Raw genomic sequence first — 16,621 nt, forward strand, 5'->3', positions numbered from 1 at the left:
TTTTCTGTGATTTAATAGTTGTTACCCGTGCTTATCCTCATCAACGCTTAAAAACCCAAACCCGAATCGTTCTACCTTCAAGCCTCGACCTGGCCGCTTCATTGCGCAAATATTTGCGCTTGCGGCTGGTGATCAGGTGACGACGCAACTCTTTATCATCCATCACTTCTATTTTTTGCTCCCGGCAGACTTTTCCGAAATGCACCAGGTTAATGGCGATCTCGGCCTCTGGATTGTTGCTATGGTTGATCATGTTTTTATCGACCATCGGCACGCCGTCATGCATCACCTTGGACTGGCTATCCAGATAATCGAAGGTCGCCCAGAATTGCTGCACCACCGGATGCTCTTCGTTTAATGATTCCTGCCGGATTTCGGCCATGGTGATCAATGAGCGGTGAACGGCGGCAATGGTGGCATCAGATACCGGCAACACCAGCGACAAACAATCGGCAAAGGCCATGATCTTGGCGTGGTTCTCGATGATGCGTTGTAGCTTGATCTTGGGGTTGGCTTGCAGATCCTGTTTGTGCTGAGTAAATTTCTCGTTAAACCGGGTCAGGATCGCATCGGCCTTGGTGACGCTGTGCAGCATAAAGCCGGACACGTCCATGACCGGCAACATGTTCAAGCGGTCTGAGGCGTGCTTGCCCTCAATAGAATGGTGCGAACGGTCGAATTGTAAATGCACAATCCGGCTCATGATCGCTTCTGACGCGATAACCGGGATGTTCTGCACGATCATCAACGCGGCCTTAAACACCGGCTTTTTAGTGCTGTTGTCCTGCGATTTGACGCCGGTTACCCGGCCAAACTCGCCATCGTACAGGTCTTTTTGCTCGTCCCAGTTAAACGCTTTCATGTGCCGGTCTTCCGCTACTTTTTCGTTGTCGGTTTCGTTAAAGACCACCGGCAAATTCGACACTTCGGCCATCTTGCGGGTGCGGCCCGCCAACGTGGAGCTGTTCGGGTTGAATGATTCGCCCTCGCGCCCCAGCAGTTTCCATAAAAAATCCACCATGTCCGATTTACCGGAACCGGCCTCGCCGACGACCTCAAAAAATGGATAACTGCGGTGTTGCTGCCGGATCTGTTCAACGACCAGGGTGCCGAACCACCAGGACAAAGCCACCATGCCGCCGGTGCCGAATGCGGCCTGGTAATCGGGCAGAAAATCGGCAACCAGCGTGGTGTTGAGCTTTTGCTTGATGTCCACGGTGGTTTTGATTCCAGATTTTTTCAGCTGGAAGAAGGATTCTTTGTTCAGTTTTAAGATATTGCCGTTTTCGACCGCGTAATCCAAATAGACATAGGCCTTGGTGGTGCTGTCGTAGCCGACATAATCGAGGGTTTTAACGATTTTGGGGATACGCCCCATCCAGTTTTGATACATGTAATCCAGGTCCTTGGTTGAGCCGGTAAAGAGCGCCGACGGAGTTTGGTGCATGACGGCTTTTTTAAAGTCTCCAGCGCCGCCGAAAGTTTTGCCGCCGAATGGCAGTTGCACTTCGGGGGCGTTGTTGCTAAATTTCAGCCGGAAAAAATACTGGCCATCGTCGCCGGTATCGGGTTTTTGAAAATACAGAAAGTCCATTTTGAATGTCGCAATCTCCTTTATTTTCGACGCATGGGTAAAGGCTTCGCGCTCGGCTTTTAAGGCAGTCTCCGGGCTGGTTTCCAGTATTTTTGTCTTGGCTTTTTCGAACTCGTTGTCGTCGATGCTGAAGGAGTAAGTCGAGTGGGCGTAAACAAACACAAAATATTTTTTCTTGATGTTGTGCTTCCATAGCGCCAGGGCTTTTTCATAATAACTTTGCGACAGCTCGACCCGGCCGAGGTGCCGATACTCGACCATGTCTTTTTTGCTGAGCTTTTGCGTCTTGTGCAGGTCGTTCCAGTCCTGTTTGTCTTCGGTATCGCCGGACAGGGCCGCGCCGACCCGCTCGCCCAGTTCGCGCAATTTGGCGGCGTGTTTTTGCAGACACCGGCGGCCCGTCACGTCGTTATCGACCGCGATGACCCACTTGATCTGTTTGCCCAAAAACGGCTTTATCGACTCGGTCGGAAAGGTGCCGCCGGCCATGATTGATACCGCTTTAAAACCATTCAGGTTTAAGGCGATAGCGTCGAGAATGCCCTCGCACCAGTAAACTTCGTCTTTTGCGTTAATCGTTAAAGACGGCGGTTGCCACCAAAGCCCCTTGAATGCGCCCTTGAAGCTTTTGTTCCTGACTTCTTTATCGCCATCCTCTTTGGTGATGGTGACATCGTCAATCAGCCGCTCCCACATGATGGTTTTAGCCGCATCCAGATAAAAGCGCACCGACGCGGTGCCAATGTCGCCGCGCGGATGCCAGTATTTGCCCTGTTCATACCAGCCTTTTAACTGCGCCGGGTCGAAACCCCGAATCAGCGACAGGTACGCATCGGCCGTTTGGTTGGGAATTTCTACGGTTGCCGGGTATTTTTTGTTGAGGTTTTCAAACAGTTCCGGAAACAGCTCCTTGCTGGTCGCGGCATAGTTGCAATTGTTGGTGCGGTCGCATTGCACCATTCCTGGCTTTTCCACCCATGTCCATAGCGTTTTTTTGCTGCATGACGGGCACACGCCCTCGCGCAGATGGGCGCCGGTTTGCTTGAATTTAAACTCGGCGATCAATAGTTTTATGATTTGCGGGTTTAGGTCGATCCTCATGCGACTGCCTTCATCATGTTGCGGTAGGTATACAGCCGCGCGGTTTCGGTTTGCCGCGCGGTCGGGTTGGGATAATTGCCGGTCATTTGGCTAACGCCGCCGATAAACCGGTTTAGCTGTTCTTGAGTGGGTTGCGGATAGTATTGCCGCAACCAGCCTTTGTCACTCTTGGCCTGATGACACATGACCGCTCTCCGTCGCTAATAGCTCCTTAATTTTAATCGCCAAATCCCATAAGGCATCGTCATTCCAGCCGGAAATCTGGCGGATGTGCAGGATCTGGTGAAACAGGCGGAAACCCTCGGCATCCAGGTTGTTCAGCAGATACAGGCTATGGTTAAAATTTTCATCTTTCCAGTACGCGCTGATAAGCGCCTCGCCTAAAAACTCGCCCGACCAGTCTAACGCGCGGACACGGCGTAACAGGGTTTCGGGTTCCAGCCGCAGCGGGGTTAGGCCGCGCTCTTGGGTTTGACGGGCTATCATTTGCTCCAGGCGTAGCGTTGCCCGATCCTGGCGCTCTTTGATAGTGATGGGCTGGACGGGATTCATGCTGCACCTTCTTCCAATGATTCTGGTCTGTATTGTGATTGGCCGACGTGCTGTTTACCGCACACGGAGCAGATGTAAATACCGCGATTGCTGTATTTAATATGTGTTCCCGTTGATGAAATACGCATGGTTGTATTTACAACGTTTTTCTTGAATTCGTATTTATGGCGCTTGCATTGAATGTTGTTCATGACTTGCGTCCTTTTTTCTTGCTGTAACGTTTCCATTGAACCCACAATGATTCGAATACCTGTCCACCGTTCTGTATGAACTCATGAGGTTCTCGGCACAATTCTTTGCGGCAGCGAATAACGACCAGGGCTGCACTATAGAGATCATCGTCAAGTCCACAAAGGTCGGTAATATCAAAGTTAAAGGCGTCGCAATTGTAGGCATTGAGCAGCACCAGCGCGCAGGCCCGTGATCCACCGCAATCTTTAACGGCGAATTTCATCAGGCTGGCGATAGCTTCAGCATAATGATGCTGGGTTAGTTGGGGCTGCAGGTGCGTGGCGGTCATGATTGCACTTCCGTTTTATTGGCCTTTAAAAAATCGGCTTTAGCTGCCTCGAATACGCTGCCCAATATTTCAGTGACATTCTCGCCTAATGAGGCGTCGGTATGGATATAAACAGATTCGTTGTGTATGAAGAAACCGATCCCATTTAAAAAAATATTGCCCCAGTTTGTACCGATGCTTTTGTAAAATTCATCTTTGTTTGGGCGCATCTTGGGGTACTCGCTTGCCCACTGCTCAAGCAGTTTTTTATGTGACTGCTTTTCCTCTGCAGTCATCTTGGTAACTTTATTACGCGGTTGCTGTGACCGGTCATTCCTGTTCGGTTTAGTCCAGAAGCAGTTGTCTTTAGGTGGATTAAAGATCAGGCCGCCAAATTCTGCGCTACGACTATCCGAGTAAACCAATGACTTGTATGCAGATAGCAGGGTTTTAAAGGCGTTGGCGGCGTCTTTTAGGCTGTTTACCTCATCATAGTATTGGTTTATTGCAACCAATACAGCCGGGTCTTCGGTCATGAAAAAGCTCATGCTACACCTCCCGCTGTAAAGCAGGCGGTAACAGCAAAGTACGCAACACGCGCTTGTAGCGCATATACCGGATTTGGGCGATACGGACGCCTATTTTGTGATGTAACGGGGCATTGGCGACTAGCCAATTTAATAATTTATGCATGGTTCTTCTCCTCAAACTTTTTTTGTGCTGCATTGATATAGCGACCGTAATCATCGACGGTCAGCTGGAAGGTAGCGCCCAGGCGCTGTTTTAATGCCTCGATATTGGCATCGGTTTTTAGCATTTCGGCCAAGTCCGGGTTTTCGGCTTTTATGCCTGACCAGAGCAGTTGCCGTTGGCCTGCGTTAAGACTGGCCGGATCAACCATGCGCTAGTGTTTGCCGACGTTACAGAACGGCGGCACTTTACGACTGTTGTCATTACTCATCAGGACACCCTATTCATGTGGACAAATCTGACGACTGAAGCACGCGGCGTTCTTGGCGGCCGTCTGGCGTCATCTTGCGGAAAAAAGGTGTTGCAGAGTAGTAGCATCAGGATGATCTTTAACAGCGTGGGTTGATTGATCAGGCTGATTTCTATAAAGCCCAGGTTAATGGCGATGACGACGATCTCGCTGGAACCCCGCGCATTGAGTTTGATAGCAATGTTTTCTATGTGTTTTGAAATTGTCCTGGGCGATCTGAATAAACGCAGTGCTATTTCGGTGCTGTAAAGCCCTTCGCACATATAACGCAAAACCTCCGCCTCTTTTTCGGTAAACGGACCTTTATCGATAATCCTAGCTCTGATTCTGTGCATTTAAGTATTCTCGCGTATTTTCAGGTGTTGGTTGGGGGCTGATAATGTCAAAAATACCCCTCTTTTTTGAAAGACTTTAGGTTGGGTCTTTGGTGTCGGTAGCTCTTTCATAGTCATAGCGCCCAGGCCACATTTGTTCGACGCTAAAACCGGTAGCTTCGGCAATCAGTCGAGCGACTCGACGGGAAGCCGACCGCCCGGCGATTACGTTATTCACCAGGGTTTCAGAAATTTCCAGCTCATGAGCAATAACGCGCTGGGTGACGTTGTTTTTTTGCAGCGCGGCCTTGATGTCGGCCGGATGCATGTACTCAGGCTTTTTTAAAGCCTGCAACTCTCGGATTTTTTTGTTTTTCATGGTAATGTTTTTAACCTGTTAGTTAATGTTCAGGTAAGTATGGTATTCAAATGAATACCAGTCAAATAAAAAAGTATTCAAATGAAATCTTTTTCAGAGAGGTTAAAAGAAGAACGCCTGCGAATGAAGCTGACGCAGGTTGATTTTGGCGGCATTGGAGGTGTTAAAAAGGGTGCTCAATTGAAATATGAGTCGGGTGAAAGATCGCCGGATGCGCTTTATTTATCCTCAATCGCTGCCGCCGGGGCTGATGTTAATTACATCATTACCGGTCAACGTATACAGAAGGTCAGCGAAGAAAGCCCAGGCTATACATTACGCCCAGACCAAAAAGCCTTGCTCGATAACGTGGAGCATTGCTCAAAGGAGGATCAGGACTGCATTAAACGCATGGCCTTACTAGCCGCAAGGGCTATAGACCAGGATGAAACGCAACAGCAGGAGCTAAAAAAACAGGCTAACGGCGATTGAAATGACCCCGTTCGCTATATTTCAATCCAGTAATTTTTATTGAAAGGGGAAACCATGAACAGTGAGCAAATTTACGAGCAATTTAACGCAATCGAGGAGTCTATCCGGATGTTGTGCATTGATGCCGCAGCTGCGGGCTGTTTTCTGGTGCAGCAAGGACATGACGAGGCAGGCAGGAAGTTGTTGCGTACGGCTATCACAACCGGTGAGCTGAACGTCTCGTTGATCGCGGCACTGTTGGATAATTTACCAGAAAGTTTGGACGGCCTGGGTATGCATGTCGAAATCAAAAAACTTTTTAAACAGGCTCTGTAAGCCGCAACGCTTGCCGAATCCGCGCTAAAAATTATTTTTTTTCTGGGAAGGCCCTCGGAAAAGCGTGACATTTGTGACGCGTTTTAATTCCGCTTGATTTTATCTAGGCTAATCAATCGGATACATGACATTTTTAATAATGATTTTACTGTAACAAAAGTGTGACATGGCGTGACACAGGTTTTGCTTATATACGCTACAAGCAACAGCCAGCGGGGTGTGTAGCGCTTTTAATGAGGTGTGACATTTTGTGACAAAAGTGTGACGTCAAGCCGTGACAATGTCACACCAATGTTACAGTAATGTCACATTTTTAAGATACTCTTTTTTAGTTATAACCTTATGATTATATTAATATTATTATGATAATTTTTTTAATGTCACAAATGTTACACTTTTCCGAGGGGGTCTTGAAAAAAAAAAGTACCGTTCGAGTAGTTTGTTAAGAGTCGTGTTCAAGTGTCTGTAAAGCAAACCAAAAGCGGTAAATGGCAGGTCGAAGTAGATCGCAAGGGCATTCCGCGAGTACGAAAGACGTTTGATGTCAAGGAAACGGCTGAAAGGTTCGAGCGCGAGTATCTGGCCAAGTACGAGACCAAGATCCGCATTATTACCGACCGGCGCACGCTGCTAGAGTTGGTGGACATCTGGTATCGCTATCACGGCGTTAATCTGTCTGACGGTGACCGGCGACGCAAGAATGTGGAGCGCATGGCGGTCGGTATGGGTAATCCTACGGCCAGCGAGCTGACGCAGGAGATGTTTTTGACCTATCGGTACCGCAGGACGCAAAAGGATGCTGATCGGGTTACGTCCAAGACTTTTAATAATCAGCATGGCTATTTAAATGCCGTGTACCGGAAGCTGTTTAAGATGCAGGTAATCGATTATGACTGTCCTATCGCCGATGTTGAGTTTATTAAGCTGCAGGAGGGGCAAACGGGTTATTTGTCGCATGTCGAAATAGATATTTTGTTTGATCTATTGAAAAATCACCCAAGAAATGAGTCTGTCTGGTGGATAGCACAGTTGTGCATACGCACCGGCGCCAGGTGGAGCGAGGCCGAGAAGTTGACAAGGAAGCAGCTGCACAATGGCCGGGTGACGTATGTGTTTACAAAATCTAAGAAAACCAGAACCATTCAGCTGGATACGGGTTTTTATAACGAGCTAATCGCCTGGGCTAAGTATGTCCGGCCCAATGACCGGCTGTTTAAAAACAGCATCAATGTGTTTAATGTCGTGGTTCGTCAGTCTGAGCTCAGGTTTCCCAAGGGGCAGATGACCCATATCCTGCGGCACTCATTCGCCAGTTATTTCATTATGAACGGCGGCAGCATTCTATCGCTGCAAGAAATCCTCGGTCATTCTGATATTAAAATGACCATGCGGTATGCGCATCTGGCACCCGATCATTCGATTGATGCCGTCAGATTTAATCCTCTTGCCGTTGGCGGTAAAATTGGCGGTCTAACCGCCAATGTCCACCAATAACCGCCATTAGTTAAATCGATTAAATTATTAATACATTGATAAATAACATAAATATATTTAATTTAAAAATCAATTGAGTTTTCGAATCCCTCACTCTCCGCCATATAGATTTTACTTGTCTATCTACTTGATAAGTAAAGACTATTAAAGTTTTTCAAGGCTCTTTCGTCGTTTGCTACAAAATGATGATACATAATCGAGCCGACCACACCCAAATATCCGCACCTGCACTGCCTCACAATGCTATTTATTTTCGGTTGAGTGTTCGTCCCCCCATTCGTTTTCAGTCTATTCTTCACGATCGTGAACTGATTGTCGAGTTGCAAAGGCAAACTTTGAGCTCCGGTATTTGTGTGATGGAGTCCAAAGCTTGCTTTGGTAGTTGATTCCGATCAGAAATCACGATGTGTGGTGCGGGCAGTTGCATGGTGAGTGACGGGGGTAACTCGTACAAAGCCCATTAGTCACGAACGATGGGCAATAGAATCACTTCCTACACCGTTCGATCATGTTGTACAAAGCCATTCCTGCCAACATCGCTGCAACAAATATCCAGGCTTTGGACTGCCCCGCAGCTGCGCTTACCACAGCAGGACCCGGACAAAACCCGGCAATACCCCAGCCGATGCCAAAAACTAGGCTGCCTAATAGTAAGCGTTTATCCAGTTCGGTTGCAGAGGATAACTGCATGGGTGCTCCCAACAAGCTGCGTTGACGTTTTTTGGCGATAGCAAAGGCAATAGCTCCAACTAGAATGGCGCCTCCCATGACGAATGCGAGAGACGGATCCCAGGCTCCGGCTAAATCCAGAAAGCCAATGACTTTCGACGGGTCGGTCATGCCGGAGATGATGAGGCCCAGGCCAAACAACAATCCAGCGAGAAGAGCACTTATATTCAACATGATTAGAGTCCTAACAAGTGGCGAGTCAGATAGACGGTGATAAAACCTGCCGTCATGAACGTCAGCGTTGCGGCAATGGATCGAATCGATCCGCGAGAAATGCCGCAGACACCATGGCCACTGGTGCATCCTGACGCATAGCTGGTACCCAGTCCCACTAACAGACCGGCAATGATCAATTGTATGGTTCCCGCTTCGATAGTCACAACAGGCATATCGAAGGCAAGTTGATAAACAAAAGGTGCAGTTACCAAGCCGAGCACAAACATGACTCGCCAGATCTTATCTCCCTTGTTGGCCTGGATCAGGCCAGCCAAAATTCCGCTGATGCCTGCAATCCGGCCATTCAATAACACAAACATTGCAGCGGCTATGCCGATCAATAAGCCGCCCGAAAGGCTGGCAATATAGGCACTGTGGGTAAAGTCGGATAGATTCATATTTTTTCTTTAAGATGTGGGCGCTGTGGTTTATAGGATCAAAAGGGTTTAACAACTGCCAGTATAACAATACCGACCAGAAACAAAACCGGCACTTCATTCATCCAGCGATAAAAAATATGGCTGCGCCGGTTGCGGTCATATTTAAAATCCAGCAGCCACACATAACAGAAATAGTGATAAGCCAGCGTCAACATCAACAGTAATAGTTTTACATGTAGCCAACCGGCATGGGCATAAACACTCCAGTCGTAAACAATCAGCATCCAAAAGCCGAATATCAACGTTGCGACCATGCCCGGCGTCATAATGCCGAAGAACAGTTTGCGCTCCATTATTTTAAAACGTTCATTGCTGATTTCGTCACTGCTCATTGCATGGTAAACATACAGGCGTGGCAGGTAAAACAGGCCTGCAAACCAGGCGACCATAAATATAAGGTGTAACGCTTTAAACCAGAGCATGAGCTAGCCTTTGAGTAGTGATTCGATAGTTGTTTTCATTTTTGCCGAGTCAAAGAGCCCGATCTCTTTTTTAACAACCGAACCGTCCGGGCCGATCAAAAAGGTGCTGGGTGTAAACATGACGCCGCCAAAAGCCTCGGCGTGATCGGAGTTTATATCCAGCGCCACATTGTAAGGCAGTTGCCTGGCTTTGGTCATATCAATGACATGATTCGGCGGGTCGTAATACACCGCAACGGCGATCATCTCCAGACCCGAGGAATGATACCGGGTATACAGATCGATTAAGGCGGGGATTTCTTCGATACAACTGGGGCAGTCGGTCGCCCAGAAAGTCACCATAACCGGCTTGCCGCGTAAATCTTTCAGGGCGATTTTTTTACCGGTGATGGTGGTAAAAGTCACGTCAGGCGCCGATGTGATGGTCTTACTGCAGCCCACACTAAGAGTTATTGAAATGAGCGCCAGTAATAATAGGCCTGGAAGTCGGTGTTTGGCATTCATCAGTTATGCGCGCCTTGGTTTTTTGAACAGGTAATAAATGATCGCTGTCAGCGTAACCGCGACAGCGAATACAATTTTATTGCCGGTTTTGATATAGTCAATCACGCTATTACCGTAGTGGTAATAAAGCGAGAAATAGGAAATCGTGGTGATTGTACAGGCTGTTAAATCGGCGAGTGCAAATTTCAGAAAATTCATTCGCCCTAATTCGGCAGCCAGAAATAAACCGTTTCTTACGCCGAAAGGAATATCGCCCCACCAGAATCGTAATCAAGCCATATTTTTCATAGAAAAGATGGATTTTTCCGATTCTTTGAGCGGAAACCCTATTGGCGAAAAACCGGATTTCAAATAGTTTCGCGCCTAATATGCGTCCAAGCCAGTAGCAGACCAGATCGGAAAGATAAGCGCCCAGATAAACGGCGATGAAAAGCTGTACCAGATAATCGGGGTAGGTGTTGGCTAAAACCGCCGAGACGAACAGCATGGCGTCTTCGGAAATGGGGATGTTAAGTCCGGCCAGCATTAATGCGCCGAAAATAATATAGGGCGCATAAGGTATATTAGTCTGGATTAAATGGATCAGCTCTTCCATTGGTAATGTGGTAAATATTTTTTCAGCCCGATTTGGATGATATTTTCACCGTCCCGTACGTACTGCGCACCTTGCATACAGTTAATCAATCTTCCTCGGCTTTTACGATTTTTCCGGTAGCCGCATCGATCTCAACTTCCATTTTACGGCCATCGGTCATGTTAATATCAAACTCGTAAGTCGGGGTGCCGTCTGATTCGATTTCATACTCAACCTCGGTAATCGTGCCGGGATAAGTTTTCAATGCGATTTTTCGAGCCTCTGCTTCGTCAATTTTTTTCAGCGCGGCAAAAGCCGGGTGATCGGCACTGGGCAACTCCTGCTCTTTTTCGACTATTTTGCCGGTGGCTTTGTCGCATTTAAATTCCCATTGACTGCCGTCGGCAGCTTTAAGGGCGATTTCATAAACAGCCTGCCCTTTTTTCTGTTCTGATTCGATTTTGACGATTTCGCCTTTTGCATAATCGTCGACAGTCTTACGACAGGCATCTAAGGACGCATTATCCTCGGCTATTGCCGTCGCGCTGATAATCGCTATCAGGCTGCTCAGATAGAATTGATAGTATTTTATTTTCATGATTGCTATGCCTCGTTGACAAATAAATTTAAAGGGTTAGGTCGGTTGAGACCCTATTGTGAGCAAAAGTATATTACAACAGTATGACCCATACTGGGTGGCACTTAAAGCGCCATTTAAGGAAAAAATGAGTGTCCGGCGTAATGAGCAGACACTCATCGGGTACGTGGAAGTGTTAGGAATGGGTTGTGCTACGCCATGGTATTTACAGGCAAGGACAACCTAGAAACTCCACTTGATCCCACCCATCATTTGGAAGCCCTGTCCGGGGTTAATACCGTCGACGCGACTGGCTATATAGGTTTTGTTGCTCAAATTGTAGTCGTTCATATAGATTTTCCTAATTACCCATAAAGAACAGCCAATGTTACAAGAATGTCTATACTGACAGTATCTACCATACGGATGGGATAACGTCATGAAAAACAAAGTTCAATTTCAAAAAGGCTATAGCCTGGGCGAGTTCATGAAAAATTATGGGAGTGAAGGGCAATGCCGAAAAGCCTTGTTTCAGTGGCGCTGGCCTCAAGGCTATGTTTGCCCTGAATGCGGTGGGCAAAGCTACTGCTCCCTGAAAACACGGGTGGTTTATCAGTGCAATCACTGCCACCATCAACATTCCCTCATTAGTGGCACCATTTTTTCTGCGACGAAACTCCCGTTAACAACTTGGTTTCTCGCGATCCACTTGACCACACAAGCAAAAACTGGCGTTTCTGCCCTTTCACTGCGCCGTCAATTAGGTGTTTCATACAATACCGCCTGGAGCATCAAACAGAAGCTGATGCAGGTAATGAAGGAGCGTGATGATAGTAAGCCGTTATCCGGCGTCATCCAACTGGATGACGTGTATTGGGGCGGCGAACATCGGGGAGGCAAGCGTGGACGGGGTTCACCCAACAAAACACCTTTTGTGGCGGCTGTGTCGGTCAACGAAAAAGGACATCCTATTGCCATGAACATGACTGTGGTCAACGGGTTCCGCTCCAAAGAAATCACTCGTTGGGCGAAGCGCCATCTTAGCACCGACAGTCACGTGGTCTCGGACGGACTGGCCTGTTTTGCCGCTGTTACCAAGGCAGGATGCCAGCATACCAGCATCGTAACCGGTGGAGGCCCTGAATGTGTCTCGCTGGAACCCTTCACTTGGGTCAATACGATGATAGGTAATGTCAAAAGGTCGATTGACGGGACTTATCACGCTATCAATCATAAACACCTTCCGCGCTATTTGGCAGAATTTTGTTATCGCTTCAATCGGCGATTTGTCCTTGAGGATATGCTGCCCCGCCTATGTTACGTTGCAGTCAGAACACCACCTATGCCTATGCGGCTACTGAAGATGGCTGAGGATTATGGGTAATCAGGTAGATTTTTACGTCTTTGACAACCTGGTAATTGGCTGAGACATTGAACATGGTATAGCCTGGGATAATACCTTCTTGTCCAGTGCTGTCTTCTATAGGGGTATTTTCCTTATCGCCAAACTGCTGACTGACACTTTGAATACCAAAACGAATATCCAGTCCCCAAGGCGTTTCGACACCGATATTGGCGTTAATTAAATGCTCGGGAGCATAAGGAAGGCGATTGTCCTTCGCGATATCCGCGTCAGGCGCATTGCTGGAAAAATACGCATCAAGATAAGTATAGGACGTCGTTAAATAATAATTATATTGGGTGCCGAACAACTGGTCGGAATCCAAACGGAAGCCGGTTTCGACCCCTTGGTGTACGCTTTCGCCAGCATTGATGTATCGTTCTTCACCGCGCGTCGCAACATCTAACACAATTTGGTTTTCAAAATCGATTCTGAAATAAGTCATTTCGGCGTTGATACCGGGTATTGGCGAGGTTCTAATTCCGGCTTCGTAATTCAGACTTAATTCGGGTTTTACTTGGCTCAGTATATTCTTTGTAGGGTCAATAAAATCGCCGATTCTGCCTGGAGAAAAACCTCGGTGAACTCCGGAAAATAGCGTAGTGTTCTTTATGCCATTATAGGTAACGCCGATGCCTGGCAGGGCTTCCGTCCGAATTAAATTTTCCGAAGCACCGTCGATATTATTGATATTGTTCTGATAATAATGCTCGATACGAATACCCGGCGTCACGGCAAAGTCACCCAGGAAAAAACGGTTTTGGCCAAAGAATGATAAGGCTTGGCTGTTTAATGAGTTGTCTTGGTAGCGATTACGGCCGTGATTATTAAGCCCGGTGCCCTGATTCGTATCGGTAGGTCCGGCATTGCCGACATAGCGCTCCCGGTCGGCCCATTCGAAATGCCCGCGCATACCCAGTGTGGATTCGCTTTGCACGCCGAACACGTCATGTGTAAAGACCAGTTTTGGCTCGATGCCGAACACATTGTAAGTCCTGGGCCGTTGCTCGTTTCCGCAGGTTGAGGCTGCCTCGGCTGAAATCGGTGTGCTTCGGTCCGCACAGTTATTCATCGTCGAAGAGTCGTTAGCCTGACGTATGGATTCACGGAACATGTGGTTGCCGTAAATATTGGTGCTGAAATGCATGCTGTCGGACATGTCAAATTCATACAAAGCTTGACCCGAATAACGTTGCACCTGGAATTGGTCGTCGCGCAATAAATTGGTACGACGGCCTTGCCGGAACATCTCACCGGTTATGCCGGCTTCGCCCATCTTATTGTCTTCATGGGTCAAGGTGCCTTTCAGCATTAACCGGTGCCGGTCATTAAATTTAATCAGACTTTTTAGCGCCAAATCGTCGACTTCCTGATGCTGGCCGTGGCGATTGCCATCGGCTTCCTGCCGAATATAATCCAAAGAAAGTCCGACATTATCAACCGTGCCGCCTAATCTAAGATGGGTGTCGTAATAGCCGTTATTACCGCCCACTGCGGACATCGAGCCGCCGAATTTTTCAGGAATAGCCGCACTGACAAAGTTGATGGCGCCGCCGACGGTTTGCGGTCCGTACATAATTTGTCCGGAACCTTTCAAAACTTCGATATGGTCGATACGTTTCATTGAGGGAACGTAGTGATTACTGGGGTCGCCATAAGGTGCCAACTGTATTGGTGCACCGTCTTCCAATAATTGCGTGCGCGAGGATCGTCTTGGATCCAGGCCGCGTATACCTATATTAGTGCGTCGCCCCAGCACATCTTCGTCAACAATATGAATTCCGGGCACCGTGCGTAAAGCATCTTTAGTCGATAAAGGCCCTTGGCGGTCGAGCGTGGTTTTGTCAATGATAAATCCGGAGCCGGGAATGTGTTCCAATTGCGAAGGATCTTGCCCGATAATGTCCATACTGGGCAATTGCAAAGCGGGGGAGGTATCGTCGATGGTATCAGTGTTGGTCGCATGGACATCCAGTGCGGCAAAAACGGAGGCTGTTATCAGGCACAGCCGAAATGGCAGCATAAGCTTATTCGAATCATTGAGAAAATTCTCATCGCTATCGGGACGGGTTTTAGAAGGTTGCGACATCGTTTTACCTATCTTATTTTTTTAAAAAATTAAGGCAGGTATTGTAGTGGGTGCTTTTGTCGCTATCTATAGGAAAAAATCCCGAATCCACAGCACAGGCTGTCGCGGTTGCCCCAGCGAATATATTCCACTGCATAATTTATGCAGCTACCTTTGCCATGTGTGCGACACCGCACAGACTCTCAGAAGTTTTTCCGGTAAACTTTTTACCCACGAGTAGCGAAAAACCCCGCCGTTCAGGCATAGCTATCTACACAAGTTAAATTGTAGGGGCGATCCGGCAGGTCGCCCATTATCACTTAGTCTGATATGGCGCATTATCGCGTCTGAAACGTTTAGAGGGGGGGCATGCCCACGTCGCGATAAGGGCGCGTGCCAACATAGCCATGAAAATTAACTTAACTACAGCACGATGGGCGACCTGCCGGATCGCCCCTACCTTTTATCTCGCAATGGGCAAATAACTTGTGTAGATAGCTATGCTCCTTCAGGGGGATTATGTGAGTTTGACAACGATACACCGGCATCGTTATCCTTTTCGGTAACCTCCTCGTTCACGGGGCGGAACAATCCACCGACCTCTATCAGTCGGCGGTCGTCACTCGACGGATGAGGTCGGGTGTGGATTGAAATATGTAATCAAGAAACAATCATAGAGGAGTTTTATTATGCATAACATTAAAACAATCGACAAATTGCTGAAAGATGAATTAGCCACAACGGAAACTTATCAACAGGCTTTGGATACGTTTCGGGAAGATGTCGCACTGGGTGAGTCGGAGTATTTAATGCCAATTTATGAAAATCATAAGGATGCGGTTTCCAGTTTGCAGGCAGAAATCTCTCAATTGGGAGGAACTCCTTCTGAGGGTTCAGGAGTCTGGGGAAACTGGGCGGAAATAGTCCAGGGAGGCGCTAATTTGTTAGGTCAAAAAGCCATACTGACGGTTTTGCTGGAAGGAGAAAAAATTGGCGTAGAGGATTATGATGAAGCACTGCAGAATCCCGATCTGCCTTCGGCTGTTCGCTTGTTAATTGAAACGAAGCTGCTGCCTGCTCAACACGCCCATATACGCACTTTGGATCGGCTTTTGGACGTTGCATCTGCTTAGATTTTTTAATTTCATCAAATTTCTTCGTTGGTCTGAAACCTCCTCCTTCAGGGGGATTATGTGAGTTTGACAACGATGCATCGGCATCGTTATCCTTTTTGGTAACCTCCTCGTTCACGGGGCGGAACAATCTACCGACCTCTATCCGTCGGCGGTTGTCACTCGACGGATGAGGTCGGGTGTGGATTGAAACATACCGGAAATACAGTTTCTAATTGATGTCAGCGTGAACCGTAATTTGTTCACGCTGTCTCAATTGATTGCGTTACCTCACTCAAACGCTAACTTATAAACCAAGAGGTTTTAATATGATTTCAACTGTACCTGATGTGATTTTTAAAACACGTGTTCGCGACGAAAGTATCGGTGGCGACAACCCGTTTCGCTGGCAGGATGTCAGTACTGACGATATTTTTAAAGGGAAGAAAATTGTTGTTTTGGCTCTTCCCGGTGCCTATACACCTACCTGTTCAAGCCAGCATTTGCCTGGATATGACGCCAAATATCAGGAGCTTATTGATCAGGGGATTGATGAGGTTTATTGCGTGAGTGTTAATGACGCCTTTGTGATGTATCAATGGGGCAAGCATCTGGGCATTAAGCATGTAAAAATGCTGCCCGATGGAAATGGCGATTTTACCAAGGCAATGGGTATGCTGGTGAAAAAAGACAATCTTGGTTTTGGCAGTCGTTCATGGCGCTATTCAATGGTTGTCGAGGATAAAAAGATTATCAAATTATTCAGCGAACCCGGCCAAGCTGATAATTGCCCTGATGATCCATTTACGGTAAGCGATGCTGATACTCTGCTGGATTATTTAAAACATAACAAATGAG

23 protein-coding genes are annotated in these 16,621 nt (G+C 47.5%); 6 read left to right on the plus strand and 17 right to left on the minus strand.

Features of this window, described 5'->3' with window-relative positions:
- Positions 1–40: 40 nt before the first annotated feature.
- The 10 genes from ABXJ76_RS07925 to ABXJ76_RS07970 all read right to left on the minus strand — a co-directional run bounded on the left by ABXJ76_RS07925 (position 41) and on the right by ABXJ76_RS07970 (position 5,439).
- On the minus strand, positions 41–2,695 hold the full coding sequence (locus ABXJ76_RS07925) for a toprim domain-containing protein (protein ID WP_432745814.1): 2,655 nt from the start codon (positions 2,693–2,695) through the stop codon (positions 41–43).
- Positions 2,692–2,880: a hypothetical protein gene (locus tag ABXJ76_RS07930; protein ID WP_432745816.1), complete on the minus strand. Its 189-nt coding sequence runs from the start codon at positions 2,878–2,880 to the stop codon at positions 2,692–2,694. The genes ABXJ76_RS07925 and ABXJ76_RS07930 overlap by 4 nt, the downstream gene beginning before the upstream one ends.
- On the minus strand, positions 2,858–3,247 hold the full coding sequence (locus ABXJ76_RS07935; protein WP_432745818.1) for a hypothetical protein: 390 nt from the start codon (positions 3,245–3,247) through the stop codon (positions 2,858–2,860). Before ABXJ76_RS07935 ends, ABXJ76_RS07930 begins: the two co-directional genes overlap by 23 nt.
- Positions 3,244–3,438, minus strand: a complete 195-nt coding sequence (locus ABXJ76_RS07940) for a hypothetical protein (protein WP_432745819.1) — start codon at positions 3,436–3,438, stop codon at positions 3,244–3,246. Before ABXJ76_RS07940 ends, ABXJ76_RS07935 begins: the two co-directional genes overlap by 4 nt.
- Positions 3,435–3,767: a DUF7673 family protein gene (locus ABXJ76_RS07945; protein ID WP_432745821.1), complete on the minus strand. Its 333-nt coding sequence runs from the start codon at positions 3,765–3,767 to the stop codon at positions 3,435–3,437. Before ABXJ76_RS07945 ends, ABXJ76_RS07940 begins: the two co-directional genes overlap by 4 nt.
- Positions 3,764–4,294: a hypothetical protein gene (locus tag ABXJ76_RS07950; RefSeq protein WP_432745823.1), complete on the minus strand. Its 531-nt coding sequence runs from the start codon at positions 4,292–4,294 to the stop codon at positions 3,764–3,766. Before ABXJ76_RS07950 ends, ABXJ76_RS07945 begins: the two co-directional genes overlap by 4 nt.
- A gap of 1 nt (position 4,295) precedes the next feature.
- A complete protein-coding gene (locus ABXJ76_RS07955) occupies positions 4,296–4,439 on the minus strand; it encodes a hypothetical protein (RefSeq protein ID WP_432745825.1) in 144 nt (47 codons plus the stop codon).
- On the minus strand, positions 4,432–4,647 hold the full coding sequence (locus ABXJ76_RS07960) for a hypothetical protein (RefSeq protein ID WP_432745826.1): 216 nt from the start codon (positions 4,645–4,647) through the stop codon (positions 4,432–4,434). The genes ABXJ76_RS07955 and ABXJ76_RS07960 overlap by 8 nt, the downstream gene beginning before the upstream one ends.
- Positions 4,648–4,706: 59 nt before the next feature.
- Positions 4,707–5,081, minus strand: coding sequence for a response regulator transcription factor (locus ABXJ76_RS07965; protein WP_432745828.1), 375 nt, complete (start codon positions 5,079–5,081; stop codon positions 4,707–4,709).
- A gap of 76 nt (positions 5,082–5,157) precedes the next feature.
- Positions 5,158–5,439, minus strand: coding sequence for a helix-turn-helix domain-containing protein (locus ABXJ76_RS07970; RefSeq protein ID WP_432745830.1), 282 nt, complete (start codon positions 5,437–5,439; stop codon positions 5,158–5,160).
- 81 nt (positions 5,440–5,520) lie between these two features.
- Here ABXJ76_RS07970 and ABXJ76_RS07975 point away from each other — a divergent pair, with 81 nt between their 5' ends.
- From ABXJ76_RS07975 to ABXJ76_RS07985, 3 genes are all read left to right on the plus strand, one after another.
- Positions 5,521–5,910 (plus strand): helix-turn-helix domain-containing protein, encoded by a 390-nt coding sequence (locus ABXJ76_RS07975; protein WP_432745832.1) that lies wholly within the window; start codon positions 5,521–5,523, stop codon positions 5,908–5,910.
- Positions 5,911–5,964: 54 nt separating this feature from the next.
- Entirely contained in the window at positions 5,965–6,225 is a 261-nt protein-coding gene (locus ABXJ76_RS07980; RefSeq protein WP_432745834.1) for a hypothetical protein, read from the plus strand.
- A gap of 459 nt (positions 6,226–6,684) precedes the next feature.
- On the plus strand, positions 6,685–7,719 hold the full coding sequence (locus tag ABXJ76_RS07985) for a phage integrase (protein ID WP_432745837.1): 1,035 nt from the start codon (positions 6,685–6,687) through the stop codon (positions 7,717–7,719).
- A 486-nt stretch (positions 7,720–8,205) separates the two neighbouring features.
- On the opposite strand, the gene ABXJ76_RS07990 is transcribed toward ABXJ76_RS07985, so the two are convergent.
- From ABXJ76_RS07990 to ABXJ76_RS08015, 6 genes are all read right to left on the minus strand, one after another.
- On the minus strand, positions 8,206–8,622 hold the full coding sequence (locus tag ABXJ76_RS07990) for a DUF6691 family protein (RefSeq protein WP_432745839.1): 417 nt from the start codon (positions 8,620–8,622) through the stop codon (positions 8,206–8,208).
- A gap of 2 nt (positions 8,623–8,624) precedes the next feature.
- Complete coding sequence (locus ABXJ76_RS07995; protein ID WP_432745840.1) at positions 8,625–9,062, minus strand: YeeE/YedE family protein; 438 nt, start codon at positions 9,060–9,062, stop codon at positions 8,625–8,627.
- A 38-nt stretch (positions 9,063–9,100) separates the two neighbouring features.
- A complete protein-coding gene (gene hemJ, locus ABXJ76_RS08000) occupies positions 9,101–9,526 on the minus strand; it encodes a protoporphyrinogen oxidase HemJ (RefSeq protein ID WP_432745842.1) in 426 nt (141 codons plus the stop codon).
- 3 nt (positions 9,527–9,529) lie between these two features.
- Positions 9,530–10,030, minus strand: coding sequence for a peroxiredoxin family protein (locus ABXJ76_RS08005; protein ID WP_432745844.1), 501 nt, complete (start codon positions 10,028–10,030; stop codon positions 9,530–9,532).
- 109 nt (positions 10,031–10,139) lie between these two features.
- Positions 10,140–10,625 carry a DedA family protein gene (locus tag ABXJ76_RS08010; RefSeq protein WP_432745846.1) on the minus strand — a complete coding sequence of 162 codons (486 nt, stop codon included), beginning with the start codon at positions 10,623–10,625 and terminating at the stop codon, positions 10,140–10,142.
- Between the two features lie 85 nt (positions 10,626–10,710).
- A complete protein-coding gene (locus tag ABXJ76_RS08015) occupies positions 10,711–11,202 on the minus strand; it encodes a PepSY domain-containing protein (RefSeq protein WP_432745848.1) in 492 nt (163 codons plus the stop codon).
- 418 nt (positions 11,203–11,620) lie between these two features.
- Here ABXJ76_RS08015 and ABXJ76_RS08020 point away from each other — a divergent pair, with 418 nt between their 5' ends.
- Positions 11,621–12,565, plus strand: a complete 945-nt coding sequence (locus ABXJ76_RS08020) for an IS1595 family transposase (protein ID WP_432740541.1) — start codon at positions 11,621–11,623, stop codon at positions 12,563–12,565.
- On the opposite strand, the gene ABXJ76_RS08025 is transcribed toward ABXJ76_RS08020, so the two are convergent.
- Entirely contained in the window at positions 12,528–14,672 is a 2,145-nt protein-coding gene (locus ABXJ76_RS08025) for a TonB-dependent receptor family protein (protein WP_432745850.1), read from the minus strand. The genes ABXJ76_RS08020 and ABXJ76_RS08025 overlap by 38 nt on opposite strands.
- Before the next feature lie 668 nt (positions 14,673–15,340).
- Here ABXJ76_RS08025 and ABXJ76_RS08030 point away from each other — a divergent pair.
- Positions 15,341–15,784 carry a DUF2383 domain-containing protein gene (locus ABXJ76_RS08030; RefSeq protein WP_432745852.1) on the plus strand — a complete coding sequence of 148 codons (444 nt, stop codon included), beginning with the start codon at positions 15,341–15,343 and terminating at the stop codon, positions 15,782–15,784.
- A 308-nt stretch (positions 15,785–16,092) separates the two neighbouring features.
- Positions 16,093–16,620: a peroxiredoxin gene (locus ABXJ76_RS08035; protein WP_432745854.1), complete on the plus strand. Its 528-nt coding sequence runs from the start codon at positions 16,093–16,095 to the stop codon at positions 16,618–16,620.
- The last annotated feature ends 1 nt before the right edge of the window (position 16,621 follow it).

Source organism: Methylobacter arcticus, assembly GCF_050917435.1.
GTDB lineage: Bacteria > Pseudomonadota > Gammaproteobacteria > Methylococcales > Methylomonadaceae > Methylobacter_A > Methylobacter_A titanis.